The sequence below is a fragment of the Wohlfahrtiimonas chitiniclastica genome (genome assembly GCF_002252325.1).
GTDB lineage: Bacteria > Pseudomonadota > Gammaproteobacteria > Cardiobacteriales > Wohlfahrtiimonadaceae > Wohlfahrtiimonas > Wohlfahrtiimonas chitiniclastica.
The window spans coordinates 965,628-990,873 of the sequence record NZ_NEFL01000001.1 but is presented as its reverse complement, the minus strand read 5'-3'; the positions used below and the strand labels follow the sequence as shown (position 1 = coordinate 990,873).

Below are 25,246 nucleotides of genomic sequence, written 5' to 3'. Positions count from 1 at the left end.
AAACTCCTTTGGTTAAATTTTTATTGATCGTGGCCAATTAAGGCGGTAATGGCGGCGCTCGCTTCTAAAATGGCTTCAATCCACTGTGTTTCATGGGCACTGCCACGGAAATAGGGGGCCATCAATGTCACCACTGCAATGGCGGACTGATGACGGAAAATGGGGGCAGAGATGCCAAGTACGCCGGGATCAATTTCGCCCATTGTGCGGCCATAACCTTGGGCGCGGATGCGTGCTAAATCCGTGATGAGGGTCTCTTTCTCTATGCAATCTTTCGGGTAGGCATGTTCAATGATGGCATTGCCAATGGCTGCTTCTTTAAAGGCAAGTAAGGTTTTGCCGCTTGCCCCTAATGTTAATTGATTGACGCGACCAGGTAAAAATGAGCAGCGCAGCGCTTGTTCACTCTCCACCATTTTAATGCAGATGGTTTCTGTGTAATCTGCCACCACAATGCCCGCAGATTCCCCTGTTACATCGCAGAGGTTTTGCAACACCGCATCAACATCATCATTAAAGATGGAATAGGTTTGATGCAAATGTTGTCCCTTTAAGCTTTGTGCACCTAAAGTATAGGCCCCATATTTTCGGGATGGTGTGACAAATTCCCATTCTATGAGAATATTTAAAATCCTATAAACCGAGGATAACGGGATGTTTAATGCCTGTGATATGTGCTTTGGGAAGACGGGCTTACCGCAAGAGGCAATATAAGACAGGATGTTCAGTAATCTATCAGTGCTTTTCATAATCTCACTCCTAGGATTACAATAGCAATGATCTTTTTTGAAAACAAAAAACTTTCTTATTTTATGAGAATATTTATTTTAGGCATAAAAAATCCCGCAGGGTGCGGGATTGTGTGAACAGCTCAGTTTTGCTTACTCAGCAGCACCGCCAACAATCACAATGGTGAAGTCATCGGGGTGAATGTGTTTCTCAAATGCTTTTTGAATCTCTTCTTTCGTGATGGCACGGATGCGATCAGGATAAGTGTCATAATAATCTAGTGGTAGATCATATTGGGCAATGGTGAGTAATGCTGATGCTAACCCACGGTTACTGCTTAATGCCAAAATGCTGCTGCCAATTAAATTATTTTTCGCACGTTCTAAATCTGCATCCATTGGGCCATTGGCGATGAATGCCTTGGTCTCTTTGAGGGTGGCTTCAATGGCATGTTCAACACTCTCGTTTTTAGTGGCCAGACCAATGGTGAAAGGACCATGAAGCAAGGTTGGGCTAAAATAGCTGTAAATGCCGTAGGTTAAGCCTTGCTTTTCACGGATGTCCATCATCAAAAGGGAAGTCAATCCGCTGCCACCTAACACATGATTACCGAGCGTTAAGGGTAAAAAGTCAGGATTGAAGCGATCAATGCTCACTTGACCCATCATGATTTGGCTTTGTGGACCATTGAAAGGTTGACGCACCGTTTGTGCTTTAACGGCTTTGGCATCATTGCGAATGGGGCTTAATGTTTTGTCAGTTTTGCCAAGTTGTGCGCTCAATGCTGTACTGATGGTTTTAGCCTCTTGTTCAGACAAGGCACCGACGATCACGATATTGGCATTTGTGGCATGGTAATAAGCCTCGCGGAAGGCTTTCACATCGTCAATCTTCATCGCCTTTAAAGAGGCTTCAAGCATTTCGCTTGTGACGCCTTGCAACTGATCTGGAAAGAGCAGGGATTGATACAGCTCGCCTGCAATCGCGCTTGGATTGTCTAAACGTGCTTTTTGTGCATCGATGGCTTGGGCGCGTTCACGATCAAAGATCGCGCCATCCATGCGAGGTGATGCCATCATCTCTGACCATAATTCAAGGGTGCGATTGAGCACAGCTTCATCTGTCAATGAGCGAATATTGATGGTGGTGGTTGCAATGCTAGAACCCGCAGAAATGCTGCTGCCGATATTTTCTAACGCTTCAGAGAATGCATTTTCATCCATCTCTTTGGTGCCAAGAGTCATCATTGTGGCGGTCATTGCGGCTAAGCCATGTTGATCACCTTCACGAAAACTGCCAGCATCCATCGAGACGACGATGTCCACCATGGGGATTTCCGGTGCATTGATGAAGAGTACGCGGGCACCTTCATCAGTGTGCCACTCTTTAATTTTTGATTTCATGTCCGATGCCATTGCTGTGGTACTGATCGCGAGGCAGGTGAGTGTCATGATAATGCGTTTAAACATGGTTATTCCTCCTGACTGTCGGGTGCATGTGCACGCAAACGACCAATGGTTAAGTTGCTGTCATTGAGATATTTTTGTGCCACTTGCTGAATTTGCTCAGGGGTCACTTTTTCTAAATAGCTCACCAAATTGTCACGGTTTTGCCAGCCTTCACCGGTGGTTTCAGCTGCGCCAATGGCCATCGCTTGCGAATAGATGGAGTCTTTGGCATAAATCTGCTCTGTGCGATAGGCAGTGAGGATTTTTTTGAGCTCTTCTTGACTGACCAATGTGGTTTGCAGTTCATTGATGGCGGCTTTGAGCTCTGTTTCCAATGTTTCTAACGCCACGCCTTCGGCCGGCACCGCACTTAAAAAGAAAGTGGTGTCATAACGCGCGCCTTCATTATAGTAGCTTGAAGCATCGAGGGATTGCTGCGTCTCTTTGACCAGTTTTTTCGGTAAACGAGCGGTTGTACTGCCACTTAAAATCTCTGAGGCAAGCAATAGGGCATACGCTTCTTCTTTATGCTCAGTGCTGTTGATGCTTGGGACTTTGTACGCCATAAAAAGCACCGGTAGATTTGCAGGCGCTGCCATGTCAATGTATTTTGTGGCGTTTTGTGGCACTTCAAAGTTATTTTCTCGAACGATTTTAGCGCCGCGTGGAATCTCCCCAAAGTATTGCTGAACCATTTGATGGGTTTTTTCAGGATCCACATCCCCGACAATCACGAGGGTTGCATTGTTTGGGCGATAAAATTCGTTGTACCAGCTTTGTAAATCTGACAACGTCCAGCTTTCAATCTCTGGCATCCAACCAATGATGGGATTGCGATAAGCATTTGTTGTCCAAACAGTGGCATTAAACGCTTCATAAAAGAGGGCTTGCGGATTGCTGTCTGTGCGCATGCGACGCTCTTCTGCCACCACTTGACGCTCTGGTGCAAAGTCTGCTTCTTTGAGCACAAGATTGTGCATGCGATCAGATTCTAAGCGTAAACTGGTCTCTAATTCCCAGCTGGGTAAAATCTCAAAATAAGCCGTGTAATCGTAAGAGGTAAAGGCGTTGTCTTTCCCACCTAAGTTCGCCACGATGGTGGAGTGTTCATTTGGGCCAAGGGTTGGCGTGCCTTTGAACATCATGTGTTCAAGCATGTGTGAGATGCCACCTTTGCCGCGAGGCTCATCAACTGAGCCGACTTTATACCACACCATAGTGATGGCAACGGGGGCTCTGTGATCTTCGCGCACAATGAGTTTTAAGCCATTGTCTAGGGTGTATTCATGGGTCGGTTGTGTTGTAATGTCGTTATTTCCGTAGCTGATGGCCATCACAGATAATGTGGTGATGGCAGCCAATTTTTTAAAAAATGCCATGTCACGCTCCTTATTCAGTCAGGTGAATTATAGGGTGAAGGTTTGTCCTGTGGTGAACGGGCGGGCATCATCATTTAAATCAATGATGTGTGTGATGACATCTGCCACTTTTTTTGCATCACGGTTGCCAGAAGGTGAGACGCTGTAACGCATTGCTGAGTTTAAGCACACAGGATCGATGCTGTTGAATTGAATTTTTTCTTGGGATTCAAACTCGCCGGCAAAGAGTTTCATTAACGTATTTAAGCCAGCTTTTGCGACGGCATAACTGCCCCAGTAAGCTTGTGAGCCATCGGCCACTTCGGCGTGGTCAAAAAAGATCACCGAACCACGTTCAGCTTTGTTTAACAACGGTAACATGGCTTGCGTTAAATAGAAAGGCGTATTTAATGTGGTGTTGATGCTTAATAACCATTTTTCAGGATTGGTGTGGGCAAGGGGCGTTAAGTTACCAAGATTGGCCGCAGTGTGCACGATGCCATCGAGTTTCCCAAATTCTGCTGCCAATGTTTCATAGAGCGCATAGTAATCATTATTGCTGCATTTAGCAAAATCCATGTACAAAATGGCAGGTTCTGGGCAACCGGCAGCCACGATTTGATCATACAAATCTTCCACAATCTTTTGCTTTTTCTCGCGGGCAAGCAGAACAACGGTGGCGCCTTCTTTTGCTAAGGCCAATGCGCTGTTGCGGCCCACCATGCCTGTAGAACCGGTGATTAAAATGACTTTATTGGCTAAACGACTCATTTCTCTTCCTCTTTTGCAGCGAGTGTGGGCTTTTGTGCATATAACAGATAGTTCATGGACAAATCTTTTGTTAAATAAGCCACACGATTGAAGGGGTTAAAGCTCATGCCGCGGCTGTCTTTGACGGCTAAACCAGCATTTTCACAATAGGTGTACAACTCAAATGGCGTGATGAATTTATCAAATTCATGGGTGCCTTTCGGTACGATTTTTAGCACCGTTTCCGCTGCAAAAATCACCAATTGCTTGGCTTTAAATGTGCGGTTGATGGTGGATAAAAAGAGCTTGCCACCGGGTTTTAAGAGTTTGCTGCATGCATCTAAAATCGATTGTGGATCGGGGACGTGCTCAAGCATCTCAAGGCATGTCACCACATCATAAGTGTTTGGTTGTAAATCGGCCAATGCCTCAACGGTGGAGAGCTGATAGTCAATGTCAAGGCCGGAGATTTTTGCATGTTCGCGCGCCACTTCTAATGCGCCGATGGCTAAATCAACGGCTGTGGTGGTTGCGCCGCGCTTTGCTAAACCTTCGGCGATGATGCCGCCACCGCAGCCGACATCTAGGGCTTTGATGCCATGTAAATTGGCATGCTCGGTAATGAATTCAAAACGCGTGGGATTAATGTCATGGAGCGTTTGAAAGCTGCCATTGGGCGTCCACCAATCGTGTTGGTTGAATTTGCTGATCTCATCTTGAGAGACATTGTCCATATCGATTCTCCTAACTATGATTGATTGTGCTGTTGCGCAGGGGTGGATTTAGGGCTTTGTAAATCTGATTGCAACAGTTTAGAGAGTTCACTGATGTTGATCTGTTGTAAGAATTTTTGTGGGAGGAATTTAGCAATGAAGTTTGCGCTTGATTCCACAAATGGCGTCAATTGTGATTTTTGCCACATCGGAATGCTGTTTAAGCCCACATTCATGGCAAATAAGCCTAAAAATGCCACGATCAACCAACCACGCAATACGCCAAAGCCCATGCCTAAGATGCGATCAATGAAGGAGATTTTCAAAAAGCGAATGAGCAGAGAAATCCCTAAATTCACAAGACCGGCTAAAAATAGGATACCTAAAAAGGTGATGGCGTAACTTAAAATAGAGACGAGTAACTCTTCTGTCGAGCCTTCTGTGGGATTTAAGTCAATTTTGCCTTTTGTGATGGAATGCAATTGATCCGGCAGCATCGCCGCCACATCTTGAGAGAAGTAGGCAGCGCCCCAAAAGGCCACGATCCATACAAGCAAAGAGAGGGCTTCGGTGATGAGCCCTCTGAAAAATGCAATGACGGTCGATAATCCAATGATGCCAATGATGGCGATGTCGATGTAGTTCATAAGGTCCTAATTTACTCGATTATTGAATTTGAATGATGTAGCTGTTCACGCCTTGGCGTTTTAATTCCGCTTGTACATTTTTGGCATTGTCTTGGGTTTTAAGGGGCCCAATGCGCACTTTGTATTGCTTAGAGATCAACGCCACTTCAGAGGCATAACCGCGGCGCTTGTATTCATTCATCACACGTGTGGCATTTTCGCGGCTGCTGTATGAACCGACTTGCACATACCATGTGAATTTAGGCTGAGCAGCGTTTGCACTTTGGGTGTTTTGGCTTTGGGCAGAGCCGATGAGCTCAATTTTAGGCAAGGGCGCAGGCTTAGTGTTGGCAGGTTTCGCTGCGGTATTGTTGGGCTTAGACTGATTTTGCGTCGGCTGTTTATTCGGTTTATTTTGCAATTGTGCTTGTGGGGCTTGCACGGCTTTGCCCTGTTGATTGGCTTGTGCTAACAATTGCTCTGCAATGGACACATTGTTGTCAATCGGCAGTGAGGGCTGATTGTCCGTCACCGCTTCCCACATATTTTCTGTGATGGGTTCATGGACAGAGGGCGGCACAGGGCGCGCATCGACAGGTGGTGTGATGGTTGCAGGTTCATCATATGTACTTGCATAGAAGTCATCTTCTTGTTCGACGGCGGTATTTTCCGGCACATGATAATCATCGGATGATAATAAATTTGGAATGATCCAAAGAGCTAAAGCGATGAGTGCGATGCAGCCGACAATGCGTTGTTGAAGTTTTTTATTCATGGTTTTTATCTCGGGTTAATCCAATTCAATCCTTCGCTGACTGTGTGGAATGATCCAAACACCAAAATTATAGCATCATTTTGCTGAATTTCTGTCGCCATTTGACAAGCATCTGCCACAGAATGGGCAGTATATATGTTTGTCGTCTCTGACAAAATGGGGGCGATTCTTGCTTTTAATGCCTCTGAACTTTGTCCGCGATCACCCTCTAAACCTGCCAGCACCCATGTGTCAATGTCATCTTTAAGAGCGTTGGCAAGGTTTGCGGCATCCTTATCTTTGAGCATGCCAAGGACAGCAATCACAGGGCGATTGTGGGCTTTAAAGGGTGCAAGCAATGCATGTAAAATAGCAGCGCCTTGCGGATTGTGCGTCACATCAAAATAAAACTCACGATCTTGATGCATCACTTTTTGAAAGCGGCCTTGTAAACGCGTGTTTTGTAAGCCTTTGGCAATCACAGATTCTGTCAATTGATCAGCGATTGGGCTATTGAGCAGTGCGCTGATGGCAGCGGCGGCATTTTGCAATTGATGCATGCCTTGTAGGCGTGGCATTGGCAAGGTGAATGTATGCATTTTAAAGCGATATTGCCATGTGTGGTCATGGATCGCAGCATAATGAAAATCGCGGCCGGCTTCAATCAAAGTGGCATGCTGTTTGGCAGCTTGATTTAAAATCGAGACATTCGGTGCGGATTCAGCAGTGATCACAATGCTGTGATCCTTAATGATGCCCGCTTTTTCATGGGCGATCTCTGTGATGGTGTTGCCAAGGAGATTGGTGTGATCTAAATCAATGGGTGTGATGACTGCAACATCCGCATCCACGATGTTTGTGGCATCAAGACGCCCTCCTAAACCCACCTCTAAAATGGCAATCGCCACATGGTGCTTTTTAAAGAGATAAAAAGCCGCTAGGGTGGCAAATTCAAAGTAGGTGAGGGTGATGTCACCGCGCGCTGTTTGAATGGCTTCAAACGCTTCAATGATCTCATCATCTGTGGCTTCATGCCCATTGATGACAATGCGTTCATTAAAGCGATGCATGTGTGGGGATGTATACAAGCCATAGCTTGTGCCCGCAGCTTCACAAATGGCAGCAATGGTATTGGTGGTCGAACCTTTACCATTCGTGCCTGCAACCGTGATGATGAAGGGCGCAATGGGCGTCACATTGAGGGTTTGATAAACTTTTTTGATGCGTTCTAATTTAAAATCCATCGCTAATGGATGGATTTTTTCAAGTTCAATTAACCACTCATTTAGAGTTTTATTTTGCATTCGCGTCTTTTTCGTCCACTTTTTCAAAAGAGGTTTCGGTAAATGGCTCAGGTAAATTCCCCATTTTTGACAATAAAGAGGCGATTTGATTGCGCATTTCACGGCGGTCAATGATCATGTCGATCGCGCCTTTCTCCAATAAGAATTCACTTTGCTGGAAGCCTTCAGGTAATTTCTCACGCACAGTTTGTTCGATGACGCGTGGACCTGCAAAACCAATGTAGGCTTTAGGTTCAGCGATGATCACATCACCAAGCATGGCAAAGCTTGCAGATACGCCGCCATAGGTTGGGTGCGTTAATACGGAGATGAATGGAATGTGTTCATCATTCATTTTACCGATGATGGCAGAGGTTTTGGCCATTTGCATCAAAGAGGTTAAACCTTCTTGCATACGTGCGCCGCCACTGGCTGCAAAAACGATTAAAGGTCTGCGCTCTGCAAAAGCTAAATCAGCTGCGCGCTTAAAGCGTTCGCCCACCACAGAACCCATGGATGCACCCATGAAGTCAAATTCAAAAGCACATGCCACAACGGGGATGTTTTTCAATGTACCGCCCATTGCGATCATTGCATCTCTTTCGCCGGTTGTTTTTTGAGCATCGTTGATGCGCACTTTATAAGATTTCACATCTTTAAAGCCTAAGAAATCGATGGGCTCTAACTCTGCGCCAATTTCGTGGGTAGAATCAGTGTCTAAGAAGTTGATGAGACGACTTCTTGCCGAGATTTTCATGTGATGATTACATTTCGGACAAACGTTTAAGTTTTGTTCTAGCTCTTGTTGATAGAGAATCGAATCACAACTTTTACAGTTTTTCCAGATGCCCTCAGGTACCTTCTTGTTAGAATGGGTACTCTTGATGCGCATTGGATTAAGACGTTCGAACCATGAACTCATTGGATACACCTTTAATAAGTTTGAAAGTGGATTGGCAATGATAAATTATTCTCGTTAAATACTCAATAGAACACAATTTAATGGCATTTTAATGCGAGCGAATGAAAAAGGGCGTATAATTGTGAACTCTTTTAGTCCTATATGGTGAGCGAGACGACAATGATGGATTCAGATTTGCAGGCATTGTATCAAGAAGTGATTCTTGATCATAACAAAAAACCTCGTAACTTTCGCGTGATTGATCCGGCTACACATGCAGCGCGTGGTCACAATCCATTGTGCGGGGATCAAATCAAAGTATTTTTAACCGTTGATGACAATGGCGTGATTCAGGATGTCTCTTTTAAAGGGGAAGGTTGCGCGATTTCTACGGCATCAAGCTCATTGATGACCGAAGCGGTGAAAGGCAAAACGATCGAAGAAGCGGAAAAGTTATACAACGTTTTCCATGATGCGGTCACGACAGATGAAGACGTAGATACGAGTGAGCTTGGACGTTTAGCAATTTTGACAGGTGTGAAAAAATATCCTGCCCGCGTTAAATGTGCCACATTGGCTTGGCATGCCTTGCATGCAGCCCTCACAGAAAATGAAGAACCTGTGAAAACAGAGTAAGAAGGATTGAGCATGAGTGAAGAGAAATCCCCAAACGACGCAGTCATCTATTATGCTGAAGGCGTTGAAAAAACCGAAGCGAGTGAAGCGGTGGTTGAAGAGATCATCAATAATTTAAAGCGTGTGTATGACCCAGAAATTCCTGTGGACATCTACGAGCTTGGATTGATTTATGTGATTGAGTTTTTAGACACGACAGAAGATCACTTTAAAATCAAAATTGACATGACATTAACCGCACCCGGTTGCCCAGTGGCTGGTTCAATGCCTGAGTGGGTACAAAATGCTGTGATGGCAACCCCAGGGATTGATGATTGCCATGTGGATTTAGTGTGGGAACCCTTCTGGACCCCTGAGCGCATGTCATTGCGCGCGAAGTTAGAGTTGAATATGCTCTAAATTTTATGGTGACACCAAAAGCCCCTGTTTTGGGGCTTTTTTTATTGTTTTGTATGAAAAAAGAACAAATATTGAAATTAATTTGCAAATGAGAATTGTTATCAATATTATCTCACCTTGTTCGATTAAGTCGTTGTATGTAATTAAGAGGCATTCATGTTACACCCTAAGCAGTTTCCATCAACGCGTATTGCATTCGCATTGTCTACGCTCCTCATTCACAGTGCATTTGCACAGACTCAAGAAAATTCAAAATCCGATGACTCTACAGATAATGCCATAGATTTAAGTGGTGTTGTGGTTTATGTAGGGGAGAATCAAGGCATTTTAGGCATGAATCCTGTCTTGTCACAAAGTGAAGTGGGGCAAGGCACCATCAATCAAACACAGATGAACATCATTCAAGCAACGAATATGGCAACGGTTTTGGATAAAATCCCAGGGGTTGGCATGTCCGGCAGCCCTCGCCCTGGTGGACAAACCATCAATATTTGGGGGATGAATGAGAGTAAGTCTGTGCCCATTATGGTGGATGGTGCGTTAAAGACGTTTGATAAATATCGTCAAGGCACTTTGTATGTGGATCCTGATCTGATTAAAGCTGTGGATGTGCAAAAAGGTGGATTTGATCCGAGCATTGGCAATGGCGGCTTTGGTGGCAGTGTGCGCATGACCACAAAAGATGCCACAGATTTTTTACGAGAAGGGCAATCTGTGGGCGCTATGCTCAAAACTGGTTATCACACCAATAATAATCAACGCAATTATGCGGCGGCGGTTTATGGTAAAAATCATGCCAATACCATGGATGGCTTGATCTATTTTTCTAAGACATTGTCTAAAGATGTACGGTTGGCAGATCATGAGCGATATCGAGGATCGGCGATTGATCAATACAGTTATTTGGTCAAAAGTAATCTTTATCTTGGTGAAGAGAGCAAGCTAACCTTGAGTTTAAACAATACACGTTATAAAGGTTGGATGCCATTTGCTGCGATGGGTGGCAATACAATCAATGTGAATTCCATGGATGATTATGAGTGGAAACGCCGTATTTTCTATCGGGAGCAGCAAGATCGCAGTTACAGTGCGAATTTTGAATATGCACCTTCTGATAATCCTTGGGTGAACTTAACGGTGGATCTCACCCATTCAGAGACAAAGCAGCATGATCAAAAAATTAAGCCGCAACCTGGGCAAAAAAAGCCTTCAGCATCATTGTCTACTTTAGGCAAAGAGAATTGGACGGCATATCGCAATACAAGTTTGCACATTAAAAATCAAAGCATCATAGAAACCGGTGTTGTGACACAAACCATTACAGTGGGTTTGCAATATTTGCGTAAACAACAAAATGCCACAATGTTTTATGATCAAGGATCGTATGGTAAGCCTGAATTTAATCATGGATATTTCACGCCGCCCTTTTTGCCAGCTGGTCGTCAAACGGTCATCAGTGCTTATGTGATGGATGAGATTCAATTGGGGCAATTCACATTGACACCTTCTTTGCGCTATGATCATGTGAAAAATCAAAGCTTCGGTAATGTTGCAGGTTATACCTCAACGAATGCAAAGGATGGTCATGATTATCGTTCGGTGACGTATCAAGGATTTTCTCCACGCATTGCCTTGTATTGGCAGCCGATTGATCAATTTGCAGCCTTTGTGGATTATTCACGCAGTTGGCAGGCACCGAATATTGATGAGCAATACACTGTACAAGGGAAAGGCATTTCAGGGCCCAATGGTACAAGCCGTGATTTGAGCAAGGAAAAATTGAGTGCGCTGCGTTTTGGTGTGATGGGTAATTTCTCAGATCTTTTGACGGAAGATGATCAGCTTTTTATTCGTGCAACCGCATTTCATAATCGAGTGAATCATGAAGTGATTCGTAAAATTGGAGCGATTTATTGTGAAAGCCACCATGCAACTGGCAATAATAGCGGTTGTGGTAAGCCCATGAGTGCGTTTCATAATGGCCGCGGCTATACCATTAAAGGCTTAGAGCTGGAAGCAAAGTATGAAAGTACATATGTCTTTGGCGGTTTAGCGGCAAGTTTAATGAAAGGACAGCGTCGAGGTTCGCCCCGTGATGTATGGTATGAACAAAAAACATGGCTAAGAGACATTCCGCCGCGCGAATTAACCGCAACCATTGGTTTTCATGTACCGCAGTATCATTTCAGCATGGGATGGCAAAGTCAATTTGTGCGTAAGCAGACAAGAACACCATCAACGATTGATGCAAAAGCTGGCGTACTCAGTTATCAATTAACGCCTGGTTATTCTGTACATGGTTTATTTATGAGTTATACGCCAGATGATCGTTATGCGCCCAATATCAATCTAACGGTTGATAATCTTTTTAATAAAAGCTATGCGCCTTATTTGAATGATGGTGTCAAAGCGCCAGGATTAGATGTGCGCTTGAGTATTTCTTATCAGTTTTAATGATATGAATATATGAAAAAAGCCCTGAAATATCAGGGCTTTTTATTTGCAAAAATTAATCTTCTGCTTTTAACATTTTTTCAAGATAGTGAATGTCCGTACCACCTTTGATGAAGTTTGGATCATTTAAGATCTTAAGGTGCAATGGGATGTTCGTCTTGATGCCTTCGATCACAGTTTCTTGTAAAGCATTGCGTAGGCGCGCGATCGCGATTTCACGCGTTGGGCCGTGTGCAATGATTTTACCCACCATTGAATCGTAATAAGGTGGAACCTTATAACCTGCATAAATGTGGGTATCCACACGAATGCCAGGGCCACCTGGTGGCACGAATGTTGTGATGGTGCCAGGGGATGGTAAGAATGTTTTAGGATCTTCTGCGTTGATGCGACACTCAATGGCATGACCTGTATAGGTGATGTCTTCTTGTGTGAATTTAAGCGGTTTGCCATCAGCGATGTCGATTTGTGCGCGTACAAGATCAATGCCTGTAATCAATTCAGTCACAGGATGTTCCACTTGAATGCGTGTATTCATTTCGATGAAGTAGAATTCACCATTTTCATACAAGAATTCAAATGTACCTGCACCACGGTAACCGATGCGTTTACATGCGTTCACGCATGATTCACCGATGCGAGCACGCTCTTCATCTGTGATGCCAGGGGCTAACGCTTCTTCAATTACTTTTTGGTGACGACGTTGCATAGAACAGTCACGTTCACCTAAGAATACGGCATTGCCGTGCTCATCGGATAAGACTTGAATTTCAACGTGACGTGGTTTTTCAAGGAATTTTTCCATGTAAACCATAGGGTTGCCAAATGCTGCGCTGGCTTCTGCTTTAGTGAGCTCGATTGATGACAATAAGTCTTCTGCTTTATGCACAACGCGCATCCCGCGACCACCGCCGCCGCCTGAGGCTTTGATGATGACAGGATAACCGATCTCTTCCCCTAATTTTAGGTTCGCATTCGCATCATCCGTTAATGCGCCAGGAGAACCCGGAACACAAGGAACGCCCGCTTCAATCATCGCTTTTTTCGCAGAAACTTTGTCACCCATTAAACGGATGGTTTCAGCGCGTGGGCCGATGAAAATAAAGCCAGACTCTTCAACGCGCTCTGCAAAGTCAGCATTTTCAGCCAAAAAGCCATAACCAGGATGGATGGCATCTGCATCTGTCAATTCCGCCGCTGCAATGAGCTGAGGCATATTCAAATAGCTTGAAAATGATTGAGGTGGCCCGATACAGATGGAATCATCGGCTAAAAGTACGTGTTTTAAGTCTCTGTCAGCGGTTGAATACACAGCAACAGTGCTGATATTCTTCTCTTTACATGCTCGCAAAATGCGCAGTGCAATTTCACCACGGTTTGCGATTAAAACTTTTTTAATCATGGAGTGGTCCTTATCTTATTCAAGAATGAAGAGCGGTTGATCGAATTCGACTGGCTCACCATTTTGAACAAGGATCGATACAACTTTTCCAGAAATTTCTGCTTCGATCTGATTAAACATTTTCATCGCTTCAACGATGCACACTGTATCGCCAACGTTTACAGTTTGGCCAACGTCTGTAAATACGCTAGAGGTTGGAGACGCAGCGCGGTAGAAGGTACCGACCATTGGAGAACGGATCACTTTACCTTCTGGCAATTCTGCTTTTTCTGCAGCAACAGGTGCCGCCGGTACCGCTGTTGTGGCAACGATTTGTTGCATTGGGTTGTATGCAGGTTGAGCAACTGGGGCAACTTGAGCAACCGCAGCACCTTGAGAATTACGGCTGATGCGGATTGAACCTTCACCTTCGATGATTTCGATTTCAGAAATCGTTGATTCATCAACAAGGTCAATCAAGTTTTTAATCTTACGAATATCCATGAGTTTTTATTCTCCTACTAAGTTTTCGATGATCTTGATGAAACAATGTTTTTAGCGCGATAGAGCCCAAGCTCATAGCCAAAAAGTCCATGTCCCACCAGAATTCCTGAGGCAATGTCTGACAAATATGAATGGTGTCTAAATGGCTCCCTTGCAAAGACATTCGAAATGTGAATTTCGATGAATGGAATGTCTACGCTCAAAAAGGCATCACGGATGGCAATGCTTGTGTGCGTATACGCGCCCGGGTTGATTAAGATGACATCAATGTTCTCAGACTTTGCTTTGTGAATTTGGTTGATGATTTCGCCTTCAATATTAGACTGAAAGCATGACAATGCAAGCTGTAATTCACCGGCCTTGTGTGTCAATTGTGTTTCGAGTTCAGGCAGGGTTGTGTAACCATAGATCTGAGGCTCTCTCGTTCCAATCATATTGAGATTAGGGCCATTGATTAACAGTACCTTAGAATGCTCGTTTGTGGACATAGTGCCTCATATTAGTCACGTAAAAATATTGCAATTATACGTATATCGCGTGAACTTTTCAAAAATTAAGTGAAATTTGGCTAAATGACAAAATGTGACCTTTTTGACGGGGTTTTAAAGGATATTGAATAATTGCGCGCAATCTTGATTATTTTTTTCAAAAAAGCTCATACCTTCCATGAAATTGTATATTATGTGCGAAGGGATGCTGAACTTTTTTACGATAAATTGACTAAAAACTTAGCAAACAATGTCCGAAAATTGAGATCAAAAGTGATGGAACGCGCACTGAATATACATCAAAAGCTGGGGATATTATTGAGCACAGGTGGATTGATCCTCTTGATCTCATTTGGCATCGGCTATTTTTTTGCAAGCAACGGCATGACACATCATCACATTACATCTCTCGGTTTGGTGAAATTTTTAGCTGCAACAGTGATTTTAATGATGCTCTTTTATTGTATGGCATTCGTTGTGCTAAAAGTGGCCGGGGATCACATGATTTGGCTCTCTTTAGCGGGCATGCTGTTATTGAGCCATTATATTTATTGTGTGGTGATGATCTATGATGTGACGATGGTGCATACGCCAACGATCTCCCTTCTCTCCATTTGTCATTATCCTTTTGTGATCAGCTACTGTGTTTTAGGGATTGTGCGCTGGGCAATGCTTTTAAAAAGCCCTGAATGAGGCCACTACATCGCGCCTTCATTTCTGACGGAATTGCGAAATTTGCGCATTTTTTTAGCGACTTTTTTTGTTGCTGTGCTAAAATTGCGCACTTTAAATAAATAGGCATTCAGTTAGATGTTTGAATTTAATAGAAAAAGTTTCAAACACATCCTCAGCGTTGCCGTGCTGATGTGGTGTACAGTCATGGTCAACGCATGTGCGAACCCTGCGGCAAAAACAGTCAGCCACTTGAAAAAAGAACAACATTTGATTGCCGATTTTGCCAAGCATCGCCAATTGAGTGACGAAGTCACGCATAAAGAAGTTCAAAAATACGTCAAAAGCTTTCAAAAAGATCCCCGCATTTTTAATCATTTAGATGAAGATCGCTTAGTGATCATGCGCTATATCTTTGAAGAGTTAAAGCGCCGCAAAATGCCTGCTGAATTGGCCATGATTCCATTGGTGGAAAGTGGTTATCAGCCGGGTGCGTCAAACAATGGCCGTTATGTTGGGCTGTGGCAGTTTGGTAAAGTGACCGCAGAGCACTTTGGCATTGATGTCCATAAAAATTATGATGGGCGTTTTAATCCGGAGCTCTCCACAAAAGCGGCACTCGATTATTTGCAGTACTTAAATAAGATGTTTGATGGGGATTGGCTGTTGACCATCGCCGCTTATAATGCCGGGGAAGGGCGCGTGAAGCGCAGCATTCAAGCGAATCGTCAAAAAGGTAAAAAAGCCGATTATTGGCACATTGATTTGCCAGAGGTGACACGCGCTTACATTCCTAAAGTACTCGCATTGTCTGAAGTGATTGCTGATCGTGAGCGTTTAGCCGCTGTGAGCCACAGTGAAATTCCAAACTTGGTGCGTGTGCGCGTGGAAAACTCTGAGAAAATGAAAAAGATCATTCGTGATTCAGACATCTCAATGGAAGTCATTGAATTTTATAATCCAAATGTGAAGCATAAAAACAGTGTGCGCTCCATCATGATCCCGGAAAATGAATTGAAGCATTTAAAAGGTCTCTCCTCAAGGGAGCGTGATCAATACATCGTCTACGGAAGTCGTAAGCAATCATAATCCATGCATCTTTGAATCTTATATTGTCTTCTCTTAATGGATGGGTACAATGAGTATTTTGTGCAAAATATAAGATGAGAATTTGATTATGAAAACAGGACAACCATCGGTAATAGGCGGTGCGATGATCGCAGCAGGGACGATGATTGGTGCAGGGATGCTCACCTTGCCCATCGTCTCTGCGGGCATGTGGTTCACATGGACCATTTTTATCATGCTGATCACCACCTTTTTTATGCAAAACTCCGCAGAAGAGATTTTAGAAGTCAATTTAAGCTATCCTGAAGGCTCAAGCTTTCATACATTGGTGAAAAATAATCTTGGGCACTTTGCAAGTGTCATCAATGGTTTTTCTGTGGCATTTGTCCTCTATATATTATTGTATGCGTATGTCGATGGTTCAGGTTCTGTCATTAAAAATGCATTGGCAGTGAATTTAGATGTGGATCTGCCAAAGCCTTTGGCCGGCTTAATCTTCGCTGCTGTGTTATCTATCCTCGTGTGGTGGGGCGCAAAAGCAGTGGATCGCATTTCCACGGTATTGATGTCGGCCATGTTCATTACATTGTTTGCAGCGTTAAGCGGTTTATTAAGTTCTGTTTCTGCCACAAAACTCTTTGAACCCATGGGCGAGCACAATTACGCCATTTATGCCTTTGCCAGTTTACCGTTCTTCTTAACCTCTTTTTGTTTCCATGCGAGCGTTCCAAGCTTTGTGAAATATTATGGCCGTGAAGGCGGTAAAAAAATCCGTGCGGCATTAATGATTGGTATGTGGCTGACGTTGATTTTCTACGCCGTGTGGATGCTTGGGATCATGGGGAATGTGGATCGCGCCTCTTTCCAACACATCACGGGCGATAAATTATTGTGGCTGTTTGATTCAGTTCAGCTCACAGCATTTTTCCGTAACATGCTCGATTTCTTTGCCTTCTTTGCGGTGGTGACCTCATTCTTAGGAGCAGGTTTAGGCTTGTTTGATTACATTGCTGACTTATGTAATTTTGACGATTCTCATTTAGGTCGCGCAAAAACAGCCGTGATCACGTTTGTACCGCCAACCATTTTGGGCATGAGTTTGCCCAATGGCTTTGTCATTGCCATCGGTTTTGCAGGTTTATTTGCGGCGATTTGGTCGGTGATCATTCCGGGTATGACCGTGCTTGCCCATCGTAAAAAGCAGGCGAAAAGCGGCGAGCCATCCACCTTTAAAGCCTTTGGTGGAAAATGGATGCCCTACATTGTGATCGGATACGGTATCATTGCTGCGGTGTCTCATTTATTGGTGGAAGTGTTCCAAATTAAAGCGCTGAACTTTTTCATTCAATAAGACAGACGGATAAATTTTTGGATATTTTTGTGAAAGGATAGAATCATGAACACCCCACAACCGGAATTGATGTATTTAGACTTTGGCGTGATGTTGCAATTGTCAGATTTAAGCCCTGAGTTTAAGACATGTTTAACGAAAGCCGAGGCTGAAGAGATGAGCCGCAAGGTCAGTGCCGCTTTAGTGCAGCTCTATCCTGCGTTGTCGGAAGTGGGCATGGTGTTAGTGGGCGCAGGTTATCAAGTGTCACAAATCATGCGCCCGCGCTTTCCGATCTATCATGAAATGACAGAAGTGTCGAAAATCCAATTTCGTGCCAAGCAGTTTAAACCCTCAATTGTGACGATTACAGCGGTGGATGGCGAATTTTCTGTGGGGGCTTTTAATCGAGACACAGAATCGCCTGATCCTTTATACATTTTCCCTGCGTTGTTGGTATTGCCAAAAAATGAGGCCAATCAAGCGTTGGTGAGTGAGATTGAAACCAATCTTTCTCAACAAGGGATTATGACGGAAGTTTTAAAACCTTTGATGGAAACAGCATTGCATTGTGAAGTTGCACATATGCACATGGTGACATTGAGTGACATCAGCAGTTTTTATGCTACGCAACTCATTCAAATCAACCTTGAACCCTTATGGGAAGTGATGAAGCACATCATTTTTGAGATGGGTCCAACGTTCCAAGTGTTAGGCAGCGGTCATTTGCTGTTATGGGATGGCAAGGAAGTTGTATTTGTAGTACCAGATGAAGCCACGTTCCTTGAAGTCTTTAAAGGCAATCATGATGACTTTGTCCATTATGATCAAACCATGAAGCGCTTAAAATTGCTGTTAACGGATCATGGGATTTTGTTCTCTGAATTCATTGTGACCGATCCTCAATTTTTCCTCACCACACAAACGTTAGAGAGCGTGTTAGAAAAAGTGAAATAAAACTTCTCCTTTTCGTTATAAAAGCCACGCATCAGTTGTGGCTTTTTTCATTTTTAGATTAATTTTTTAAAAAATGCTTAATTTTTCACCAACGATAGTTCATCATAAAGGGTGTGCATATCTTATACTGAAAGGATAAGTCGTAAAATTGCCTTGGCAATCTTTACATTCTGACAATCAAGTAAAGCGAAAAGAACCGACGACAGATGAAAATTTTTTACACAATATTAATACTGATCACCATGGTGTCGCTCTCGGATGTGATCCGACGACTCTTACCCATCAAATTACCACTGCCTGTGTTGCAAATCATCATTGGGGCGGCGATTGCCTTTCCATCTTTTGGTTTACATGTGGAATTTGATCCGGATCTGTTTCTGTTTCTGTTCATTCCGCCATTGATCTTTGCTGATGGTCGTCGGATGCCATTTTATGAGTTCATGCAATCTCGTTGGGAGATCATGAGTTTAGCGCTCTTTTTAGTGTTTGTGACGGTGTTAGGTTTAGGCTTATTCATCCCGAAATTGATGCCTGAGGTGCCATTAGCTGTAGCCTTTGCCCTTGCTGCCGTTTTATCCCCAACTGATGCTGTGGCATTGTCAGGCATTGTGGGTAAAGGGCGTTTACCTAAAAAAATGAATAAGATTTTAGAAGGGGAAGCGCTCCTTAATGATGCCTCTGCGCTGGTTTCTTTAAAATATGCAGTGGCCATCATTATGGGCACGATGGTGTTTAAAACCACCACAGATTATGCCGAAATGGGCGTCAACTTCCTATTAATGGCCGGTGGCGGTGTGTTGATTGGTCTAGTGGTGACGTGGGTATATGTGCGTTTAGTGCGTGCATTGAGCCGTTTACAGGGCGATGAAACCGCCATTCAAATGATCTTTTTATTGCTGTTACCATTTTTAGTGTATGCCGTGGCTGAGCACATCGGTGCATCAGGCATTTTAGCCGCGGTTGTGGCCGGGATGACGGTGACGTATAGCAATACCATGAGTGACGTGTCCATCGAGATGCGCTTTCAAGCGAACAGCATTTGGTCGGTGTTAGAGTACTTGTTAAACGGCATTGTATTCTTGATGCTTGGTTTGCAAATTCCTGGCATTGTGGAGTACTCCATTGAGCGCATCACCACAGACAGCGATACAAACTTTGTGAGTTTAGTGTCTGACATTTTCATCGTGTACGGCATGTTGATGTTGGTGCGTTTTTTATGGTTATTGGCCATGAAGCATTTAAAGAAAGTCTTTTTTTGGCGCAAGAACAAAAAATGGGGCTTTGAAGATTTGAGCGTGCGTGAATTGGTGATCATGACGTTTGCAGGCGTGCGCGGTGCGGTGACATTAGCGGCAGCATTGTCGATTCCGTTGTACATCAGTACATCGCCCACGATCATTTCTGTGCCAGCACGTTATCAAGTGATCTTCATAGCCATTGGTGTGATCCTGATCTCCTTGATTGTGGCGATTGTGATTTTACCGATTTTGTTAAAAGGCTTCTCTGCAGACGATGATGAGCTTGACCATGAAATCAAGATCGCAAAAGCTTCCATGCAACAAGTGGCCTTGTCGAGTTTACAAACGCTGGAAACTCGCTTGATCAGCAACAATGAAATCAAAGTGGATCCGCAGCACATCTCTGACATTCACAACCATGTGGCGCGAGACATTCGCCAATCCCTTGGCATTACGGATGCAGAAACAGAATATTATGATTCAGTTGAGTTGCGCTTTCGTCTTGCGGCGATTCGTGCAGAGCGGGCAGAATTAACGCGTCTTAAAACCACGCGTAAAATTAGTGAAGAAACAGCGAATAAATTGCGTTATGATTTAGACTTATTGGAGACAATATTGGCTGGTCGCGAACAGCAATAGAATTTCGCTCGTCACTCATTAGGTTAAGCTGTGAATCAAAGTGAATACAAAAAGGGCATTGTCTATACATTGCTGTGTTACATCATGTGGGGCAATTTCCCGTTATATTGGTATTCACTGAGGATGATGAGCTCAACGCAATTGATGAGTGAGCGCATTGTGTGGTCGGTGATCTTTGTGGTGTTGATCACGACCTTATTAAAAGATTGGCGTGGCGTGCTGGCAGTATTAACAGAGCGTAAGCTTGTGTTGATGCTGTTTATCACATCTCAGCTACTCTTTTTTAATTGGCTCAGTTATCTTTGGGCAATTACGCATGATCGCGTGATTGATGCCAGTTTAGGTTATTTCATTACGCCAATTTTTAGCATCTTACTTGGGCGCATGATCTTAAAAGAGCGTTTATCGCGTGCCCATTTTTTTGCGATCGTGATTGCCATCATGGGGATTGTTTGGATCACCATCGAAAGCCGCACGGTGCCATTTGTGGCGCTGATCTTAGCGAGCTCCTTTGGCTTTTATGGCTTACTCAAAAAGAAATATCCTGTGAGGGCGTTAACAGGCATTGCCTTTGAAACGTTTTTCATGTTGCCATTTGCCGTGAGTTATTTGAGCTATTCGATGATCACGGATCACATTGTCTTTTTTGAATTGTCAGCCTTGCCCATGACGCTGCTGATTTTATCAGGTGCAGTCACCACCATTCCGCTGTTATTGTTTGCAGAAGGCGCGAAAAAGATCCCATTGTCCTTAGTGGGCATTGTGCAATTTGCCTCCCCGACCTTACAACTCATCAATGGTTTGATCTTTTTTGGCGAATCGATGAGCATCATGCGTTTAATTGGCTTTATGATTGTGTGGGTGGCCGTTGGCATCTTCATTGTGTCAGAATATCAACGTTATCAAGCGCAGCAGCGCTTACTCAAAGCTGTTTAGAGAGTTTTATGGATTATTATTATGACCCTGCCATTGATCCTTGGCTTGTGGTGTTATATCAAGATCGCGACATTATAGTGGTCAATAAACCGCATGATTTATTGAGTGTGCCAGGCAAGCCCGCAGAGCTTTGGGACAGTATTTTAACGCGCGTGCAGTGGGAATTTCCGGAGGCTGAAACTGTGCACCGCTTAGATTTGGCCACAAGTGGCTTAATGGTGGTGGCGCTGCATAAAGAGAGTGAGCGGGAATTAAAGCGCCAATTTCGCGAGCGGGAAACAGAGAAAACCTACATTGCCAAAGTGTATGGGATTTTTGAAGAGAAGACGGGCAGCATTGATTTGCCGCTCATTTGTGATTGGCCAAATCGCCCAAAGCAAATGGTCTGTTTTGAACGCGGGAAAGATGCATTGACCCATTATCGGGTATTAAATGAAGACATCGATGGCAATAGTTTAGTGGAGCTCATTCCAGTGACGGGGCGATCCCATCAATTGCGCGTGCACATGCAATCTCTTGGGCATCCCATTTTAGGGGATCGTTTTTATGCGCATCCATCTGCATTAAAAGGGCAAAACCGCCTGCATTTACATGCCGCAGAATTGGCATTCACCCATCCGATCACACAAAAAAGGCAGCGGTTTGTTGCGCCGCCGCCTTTTGCTTAAATCAGAATGATGAGAAGGCTAGAGCGCTTCTAAAATGTTATTAAGGGAGCGCAAAATGCGTTTGCCTTCTGTTTCAGGTTCTGGCTGATTGGGGATTTGGACATCATCGGCTTCTTCAACCGCTTCAATGTCTGCCGCCTCTTCTTCATCGGTCAAAGCTGGCGTTGTTTCTGTTGTATCAACGGCTGAATCAAACGCTTCATCGGCATCATCAATCAAAATGCGATTGTCCTCATCGTGTGGGAAAAGAACAGTGGCATCAGGTGTGATGGCATCTTCTAAATCGCTTTGATCTTCAACAGTTGGCGTGACCACTTGATCAGATGGAATGATGATCTCGACATCTAAATCATCATTGATCTCATCATTGGCATTCGCTTCCACTTCAGCGGCTTCGGCGGCGCCAGTTAAGCGCGCCATACATTCATCTTCTGTACCGGCCACAAAGTTTTCATCCCAGCATGCAACGCTGTCAATGCCCATGTCGGTAAAGTTGATGCGATATTGTGGATAACCATTTGGGTACCAGCTCACATATAAGCCTTCTTGCTGACCATCTTTAAAGTTGATCTCTTCCATTTTTTGCGCAGGCAATCCTGTGTCTTGATACCAGAAAGTCACGGTGCCATTGAGTTTACCTTGTGCATACTCTTCTTGTGCAGTGATCTCTTGGGCTTCGTTGTAATAAACATACGTGCCTTCGCGGTTCTCGATGTTCCAGCGCAATAAATCTTCACGCGCAATCACCACAGGATCCATTTGGCGGGTGCGGGTGTCTGTGAAATAATCTGCCACTAAGAAGCTGTCCGAGGATTCATCATAAGAGAGAATCGTGCGGAATGTGCCGCCATCTACGGCATTCGATTGGCGGTTGCCATTTTCATCAAAATAACTGACGATCAATTCACCATTTTGTAATTCATAATCAGAGGCATTGCCATCTTGATCCCATGTGGTCCATGTGCCATTGCCACCGCCATCTTGTTGGCTATAACCGGATTGCGCTTTTGTGCCATCTTTGTGCCAGAAGGTTAGGGGGCCATATAGGCTTTGTGGGAACCAAGATTGCAATTCACCTGGGTCCATAAAACAGATGGGATCGGTTTGTTTTTGATCATTTTGGCTATAAAAATCTTGCACCAAATAACAGCCGCTGACGACATCTTTAAAGTGACGATAATATTCACTGCCTTCGCGGCTTGGTAATAATGTGCCATCTTCAGCAAAATAGGCGATGATGCCATTCGGTTCTAATTCTGTGGGCGTTTGTTGTGCGTAGGAAAATGTGCCTAAAATAAGCAGAGATGCAATGGATAAAGCCGTTTTCTTATATGTCATAATCATTCCTATCGGTTATTCATAATGTTTGTTCATGCAGTTTACCGCAAAATGGCGAAGATTTCATAGTGGCAAAATTTCTCGGATATGTGTGCACATTTTTTCAGTAAAGACAATGGACTAGCCTTTAAATGATAGAATATCCTTGTTCAATTTGATTTTTCGCAGAAATTTTCTCTCACCCTTTGAGAATGTTTTGTTTTTCCTCTAAGATCACAGGTTAATCATAAAATAATGAGGAGGCGATGATGTTTGCATTAACAGGTCAAATCGCGCTGGTCACAGGCGGCGCAAAAGGTATTGGTAAAGGCATCAGCGAGGCATTATCGCAAGCGGGTGCACATGTCATCATCGCAGATATTGATGAAGTCGCAGGCACTAAGAGTGCTGCAGTCATTCATGGTGAATTCATTAAAATGGATGTGACGGATCAACAAGCGGTGCATCAATGTTTTGATGAGATTTTAAAAAAGCATGGTCGCATTGACATCGTCTGTTCAAATACTGGCATTTTCCCGCAAGCAACCTTAGATGAAATGACGGAGCAAGATTGGGACTTGATGCAATCTGTGAATGTCAAAGGGATGTTCTTTGTGGTGCAGCGTGCATTAAAAACGATGGAAAAACAGCAATATGGGCGCGTAGTAATCACTTCATCAATTACAGGTGCAATCACAGGTTTTCCGGGTTGGAGCCATTATGGCGCATCAAAAGCGGCACAATTAGGCTTTATGCGAAGTGCAGCCCTTGAATATGCGCGCTTTGGCATTACCGTCAATGCCGTGATGCCAGGCAACATTTTAACGGAAGGTTTAGCCGCCCAAGGCGAAACCTACCTCAATCAAATGAAAGCGACAATTCCGACACATACATTAGGTGAACCAAAAGACATCGGATATGCTGCGGCGTTTTTAGCCTCAAAAGAGGCAAAGTTCATCACAGGACAAACGATCATTGTGGATGGCGGTCAAATTCTGCCTGAATCACCTGAGGCATTGTTGTAAATATTTAGACACTTTAACTAATGATGAATCCTTCCTTCGACCAATGATTTATGATTATTGGTCTTTTTTTCTTTGGAGTGTTTATGAGTCATTTAACCCCAGTTTTATTCATCGGCCACGGCAGCCCGATGAACATCATTGAAAACAACGCATGGACACGCAATTGGCGCGCCCTTGGGGAGACATTAACGGACATTGCAGGCGTTGTGATGCTCTCTGCCCACTGGTATACAGAAGGCACAAAAGTCACCAAGGAACCTCAGCCAAAAATGATTTATGACATGCGCGGCTTTCCAAAAGAGATTTATGACTACATTTATCCTGCTGTGAATGACCTTAATATTCGAGATGCAACGGCGAATGTATTGCCGATGGCGCAATTGAGTGATCAATGGGGTTATGATCATGGCAATTATGGTGTGTTGTGTCATTTGTTACCAAAGGCAGACATTCCTGTGTTGCAAGTGAGCGTCGATGCCAACCAAAAAAGTGCTGCCCATTATGCGCTAGGTGAACGTTTAAAAGTGCTCAGATCACAAAAGATTTTGATCATTGGTTCTGGCAACATCGTGCATAATCTTTATAAAATTGGGCAGATGCAATCACGTCCGTGGGTGAAAGATTTTGATGATCAAGTGGTGGAATTGACTAAACAGCGTGACATTGAGGGGATTTTAGCCCTAGAAGCCACACATCCTGATTTTCATTTAGCTGCGCCAACGCCGGATCATTTCTATCCATTTTTATCCGCCCTTGGCGCAACCGATGCGACCGATGACTTAGAAATTTTCAATCAAGACATTGCCTTAGAAACCTTAACGATGACCAGTTTTGTCTGGCGTAGTACAAAATGATTTTTTTATGCCATAGACGTTTGTTTTTTGGTGACTTTTATCACTTTATTTGATTTTTGTTAAAAAAGTGTTTGTATAAAGCGCCATCCCTCGTTATCATAAGTCGCTTCTATGGCAT

At 43.9% G+C, this 25,246-nt stretch carries 25 protein-coding genes; 12 read left to right on the top strand and 13 right to left on the bottom strand.

Features of this window, described 5'->3' with window-relative positions:
* Positions 1–20: 20 nt before the first annotated feature.
* The 9 genes from B9T10_RS04585 to accD all read right to left on the bottom strand — a co-directional run bounded on the left by B9T10_RS04585 (position 21) and on the right by accD (position 8,583).
* Complete coding sequence (locus B9T10_RS04585) at positions 21–749, bottom strand: IclR family transcriptional regulator (protein ID WP_094488240.1); 729 nt, start codon at positions 747–749, stop codon at positions 21–23.
* A gap of 132 nt (positions 750–881) precedes the next feature.
* A complete protein-coding gene (locus tag B9T10_RS04580; RefSeq protein WP_094537967.1) occupies positions 882–2,198 on the bottom strand; it encodes a M16 family metallopeptidase in 1,317 nt (438 codons plus the stop codon).
* 2 nt (positions 2,199–2,200) lie between these two features.
* Positions 2,201–3,556, bottom strand: a complete 1,356-nt coding sequence (locus tag B9T10_RS04575) for a M16 family metallopeptidase (RefSeq protein WP_094491402.1) — start codon at positions 3,554–3,556, stop codon at positions 2,201–2,203.
* A 27-nt stretch (positions 3,557–3,583) separates the two neighbouring features.
* Positions 3,584–4,306 carry an SDR family NAD(P)-dependent oxidoreductase gene (locus B9T10_RS04570; RefSeq protein ID WP_094491401.1) on the bottom strand — a complete coding sequence of 241 codons (723 nt, stop codon included), beginning with the start codon at positions 4,304–4,306 and terminating at the stop codon, positions 3,584–3,586.
* Entirely contained in the window at positions 4,303–5,019 is a 717-nt protein-coding gene (gene ubiG / locus B9T10_RS04565) for a bifunctional 2-polyprenyl-6-hydroxyphenol methylase/3-demethylubiquinol 3-O-methyltransferase UbiG (RefSeq protein ID WP_008316538.1), read from the bottom strand. The genes B9T10_RS04570 and ubiG overlap by 4 nt, the downstream gene beginning before the upstream one ends.
* 14 nt (positions 5,020–5,033) lie before the next feature.
* Complete coding sequence (locus B9T10_RS04560) at positions 5,034–5,645, bottom strand: CvpA family protein (RefSeq protein WP_008316540.1); 612 nt, start codon at positions 5,643–5,645, stop codon at positions 5,034–5,036.
* Positions 5,646–5,664: 19 nt separating this feature from the next.
* On the bottom strand, positions 5,665–6,399 hold the full coding sequence (locus B9T10_RS04555; RefSeq protein WP_008316541.1) for an SPOR domain-containing protein: 735 nt from the start codon (positions 6,397–6,399) through the stop codon (positions 5,665–5,667).
* A gap of 5 nt (positions 6,400–6,404) precedes the next feature.
* On the bottom strand, positions 6,405–7,682 hold the full coding sequence (gene folC / locus B9T10_RS04550; protein WP_094537966.1) for a bifunctional tetrahydrofolate synthase/dihydrofolate synthase: 1,278 nt from the start codon (positions 7,680–7,682) through the stop codon (positions 6,405–6,407).
* Positions 7,672–8,583, bottom strand: a complete 912-nt coding sequence (gene accD / locus B9T10_RS04545) for an acetyl-CoA carboxylase, carboxyltransferase subunit beta (RefSeq protein WP_008316543.1) — start codon at positions 8,581–8,583, stop codon at positions 7,672–7,674. The genes folC and accD overlap by 11 nt, the downstream gene beginning before the upstream one ends.
* Positions 8,584–8,745: 162 nt before the next feature.
* Here accD and sufU point away from each other — a divergent pair, with 162 nt between their 5' ends.
* The 3 genes from sufU to B9T10_RS04530 all read left to right on the top strand — a co-directional run bounded on the left by sufU (position 8,746) and on the right by B9T10_RS04530 (position 12,051).
* Entirely contained in the window at positions 8,746–9,198 is a 453-nt protein-coding gene (gene sufU / locus B9T10_RS04540; RefSeq protein WP_026165645.1) for a Fe-S cluster assembly sulfur transfer protein SufU, read from the top strand.
* Between the two features lie 12 nt (positions 9,199–9,210).
* The gene (locus tag B9T10_RS04535; protein WP_008316548.1) at positions 9,211–9,597 is read left to right on the top strand and encodes a DUF59 domain-containing protein; all 387 of its coding nucleotides are present in this window, start codon (positions 9,211–9,213) and stop codon (positions 9,595–9,597) included.
* Positions 9,598–9,753: 156 nt separating this feature from the next.
* Positions 9,754–12,051 carry a TonB-dependent hemoglobin/transferrin/lactoferrin family receptor gene (locus B9T10_RS04530; protein ID WP_094537965.1) on the top strand — a complete coding sequence of 766 codons (2,298 nt, stop codon included), beginning with the start codon at positions 9,754–9,756 and terminating at the stop codon, positions 12,049–12,051.
* Between the two features lie 55 nt (positions 12,052–12,106).
* On the opposite strand, the gene accC is transcribed toward B9T10_RS04530, so the two are convergent.
* From accC to aroQ, 3 genes are read right to left on the bottom strand one after another with little or no spacing between them, the layout of a single operon-like run.
* Positions 12,107–13,453: an acetyl-CoA carboxylase biotin carboxylase subunit gene (gene accC, locus B9T10_RS04525; protein ID WP_008316552.1), complete on the bottom strand. Its 1,347-nt coding sequence runs from the start codon at positions 13,451–13,453 to the stop codon at positions 12,107–12,109.
* A 15-nt stretch (positions 13,454–13,468) separates the two neighbouring features.
* A complete protein-coding gene (gene accB / locus B9T10_RS04520) occupies positions 13,469–13,936 on the bottom strand; it encodes an acetyl-CoA carboxylase biotin carboxyl carrier protein (protein ID WP_094537964.1) in 468 nt (155 codons plus the stop codon).
* A gap of 17 nt (positions 13,937–13,953) precedes the next feature.
* Positions 13,954–14,424, bottom strand: coding sequence for a type II 3-dehydroquinate dehydratase (aroQ, locus tag B9T10_RS04515; protein WP_008316554.1), 471 nt, complete (start codon positions 14,422–14,424; stop codon positions 13,954–13,956).
* A gap of 273 nt (positions 14,425–14,697) precedes the next feature.
* Between aroQ and B9T10_RS04510 the strand changes: the two genes are divergently transcribed.
* From B9T10_RS04510 to rluA, 7 genes are all read left to right on the top strand, one after another.
* The gene (locus B9T10_RS04510; protein WP_246782148.1) at positions 14,698–15,117 is read left to right on the top strand and encodes a hypothetical protein; all 420 of its coding nucleotides are present in this window, start codon (positions 14,698–14,700) and stop codon (positions 15,115–15,117) included.
* Between the two features lie 186 nt (positions 15,118–15,303).
* Positions 15,304–16,185: a transglycosylase SLT domain-containing protein gene (locus B9T10_RS04505; RefSeq protein ID WP_246782147.1), complete on the top strand. Its 882-nt coding sequence runs from the start codon at positions 15,304–15,306 to the stop codon at positions 16,183–16,185.
* Positions 16,186–16,273: 88 nt separating this feature from the next.
* Positions 16,274–17,515 (top strand): aromatic amino acid transport family protein, encoded by a 1,242-nt coding sequence (locus B9T10_RS04500; protein ID WP_094537962.1) that lies wholly within the window; start codon positions 16,274–16,276, stop codon positions 17,513–17,515.
* A 45-nt stretch (positions 17,516–17,560) separates the two neighbouring features.
* On the top strand, positions 17,561–18,451 hold the full coding sequence (locus B9T10_RS04495) for a hypothetical protein (RefSeq protein ID WP_094537961.1): 891 nt from the start codon (positions 17,561–17,563) through the stop codon (positions 18,449–18,451).
* Between the two features lie 206 nt (positions 18,452–18,657).
* Positions 18,658–20,328, top strand: coding sequence for a Na+/H+ antiporter (locus tag B9T10_RS04490; protein WP_026165647.1), 1,671 nt, complete (start codon positions 18,658–18,660; stop codon positions 20,326–20,328).
* Positions 20,329–20,358: 30 nt separating this feature from the next.
* Positions 20,359–21,264, top strand: coding sequence for an EamA family transporter RarD (rarD, locus tag B9T10_RS04485; protein WP_246782146.1), 906 nt, complete (start codon positions 20,359–20,361; stop codon positions 21,262–21,264).
* A gap of 8 nt (positions 21,265–21,272) precedes the next feature.
* A complete protein-coding gene (rluA, locus tag B9T10_RS04480) occupies positions 21,273–21,932 on the top strand; it encodes a bifunctional tRNA pseudouridine(32) synthase/23S rRNA pseudouridine(746) synthase RluA (RefSeq protein WP_094537960.1) in 660 nt (219 codons plus the stop codon).
* 18 nt (positions 21,933–21,950) lie between these two features.
* Here the strand turns inward: rluA and B9T10_RS04475 are convergent, their stop codons facing one another.
* Entirely contained in the window at positions 21,951–23,270 is a 1,320-nt protein-coding gene (locus tag B9T10_RS04475; RefSeq protein WP_094537959.1) for a toxin-antitoxin system YwqK family antitoxin, read from the bottom strand.
* A gap of 248 nt (positions 23,271–23,518) precedes the next feature.
* Between B9T10_RS04475 and fabG the strand changes: the two genes are divergently transcribed.
* On the top strand, positions 23,519–24,274 hold the full coding sequence (fabG, locus tag B9T10_RS04470; RefSeq protein WP_094537958.1) for a 3-oxoacyl-ACP reductase FabG: 756 nt from the start codon (positions 23,519–23,521) through the stop codon (positions 24,272–24,274).
* An 83-nt stretch (positions 24,275–24,357) separates the two neighbouring features.
* Positions 24,358–25,128 (top strand): 4,5-DOPA-extradiol-dioxygenase, encoded by a 771-nt coding sequence (ygiD, locus tag B9T10_RS04465; protein ID WP_094537957.1) that lies wholly within the window; start codon positions 24,358–24,360, stop codon positions 25,126–25,128.
* Positions 25,129–25,246: the final 118 nt, after the last annotated feature.

Bases quoted from the DNA above. Each gene is read 5' to 3' on its own strand.
- B9T10_RS04585 (WP_094488240.1), bottom strand. From the start codon at position 749: ATGAAAAGCACTGATAGATTACTGAACATCCTGTCTTATATTGCCTCT.
- B9T10_RS04580 (WP_094537967.1), bottom strand. From the start codon at position 2,198: ATGTTTAAACGCATTATCATGACACTCACCTGCCTCGCGATCAGTACC.
- B9T10_RS04575 (WP_094491402.1), bottom strand. From the start codon at position 3,556: ATGGCATTTTTTAAAAAATTGGCTGCCATCACCACATTATCTGTGATG.
- B9T10_RS04570 (WP_094491401.1), bottom strand. From the start codon at position 4,306: ATGAGTCGTTTAGCCAATAAAGTCATTTTAATCACCGGTTCTACAGGC.
- ubiG (WP_008316538.1), bottom strand. From the start codon at position 5,019: ATGGACAATGTCTCTCAAGATGAGATCAGCAAATTCAACCAACACGAT.
- B9T10_RS04560 (WP_008316540.1), bottom strand. From the start codon at position 5,645: ATGAACTACATCGACATCGCCATCATTGGCATCATTGGATTATCGACC.
- B9T10_RS04555 (WP_008316541.1), bottom strand. From the start codon at position 6,399: ATGAATAAAAAACTTCAACAACGCATTGTCGGCTGCATCGCACTCATC.
- folC (WP_094537966.1), bottom strand. From the start codon at position 7,682: ATGCAAAATAAAACTCTAAATGAGTGGTTAATTGAACTTGAAAAAATC.
- accD (WP_008316543.1), bottom strand. From the start codon at position 8,583: ATGAGTTCATGGTTCGAACGTCTTAATCCAATGCGCATCAAGAGTACC.
- sufU (WP_026165645.1), top strand. From the start codon at position 8,746: ATGGATTCAGATTTGCAGGCATTGTATCAAGAAGTGATTCTTGATCAT.
- B9T10_RS04535 (WP_008316548.1), top strand. From the start codon at position 9,211: ATGAGTGAAGAGAAATCCCCAAACGACGCAGTCATCTATTATGCTGAA.
- B9T10_RS04530 (WP_094537965.1), top strand. From the start codon at position 9,754: ATGTTACACCCTAAGCAGTTTCCATCAACGCGTATTGCATTCGCATTG.
- accC (WP_008316552.1), bottom strand. From the start codon at position 13,453: ATGATTAAAAAAGTTTTAATCGCAAACCGTGGTGAAATTGCACTGCGC.
- accB (WP_094537964.1), bottom strand. From the start codon at position 13,936: ATGGATATTCGTAAGATTAAAAACTTGATTGACCTTGTTGATGAATCA.
- aroQ (WP_008316554.1), bottom strand. From the start codon at position 14,424: ATGTCCACAAACGAGCATTCTAAGGTACTGTTAATCAATGGCCCTAAT.
- B9T10_RS04505 (WP_246782147.1), top strand. From the start codon at position 15,304: ATGGTCAACGCATGTGCGAACCCTGCGGCAAAAACAGTCAGCCACTTG.
- B9T10_RS04500 (WP_094537962.1), top strand. From the start codon at position 16,274: ATGAAAACAGGACAACCATCGGTAATAGGCGGTGCGATGATCGCAGCA.
- B9T10_RS04495 (WP_094537961.1), top strand. From the start codon at position 17,561: ATGAACACCCCACAACCGGAATTGATGTATTTAGACTTTGGCGTGATG.
- B9T10_RS04490 (WP_026165647.1), top strand. From the start codon at position 18,658: ATGAAAATTTTTTACACAATATTAATACTGATCACCATGGTGTCGCTC.
- rluA (WP_094537960.1), top strand. From the start codon at position 21,273: ATGGATTATTATTATGACCCTGCCATTGATCCTTGGCTTGTGGTGTTA.
- B9T10_RS04475 (WP_094537959.1), bottom strand. From the start codon at position 23,270: ATGACATATAAGAAAACGGCTTTATCCATTGCATCTCTGCTTATTTTA.
- fabG (WP_094537958.1), top strand. From the start codon at position 23,519: ATGTTTGCATTAACAGGTCAAATCGCGCTGGTCACAGGCGGCGCAAAA.
- ygiD (WP_094537957.1), top strand. From the start codon at position 24,358: ATGAGTCATTTAACCCCAGTTTTATTCATCGGCCACGGCAGCCCGATG.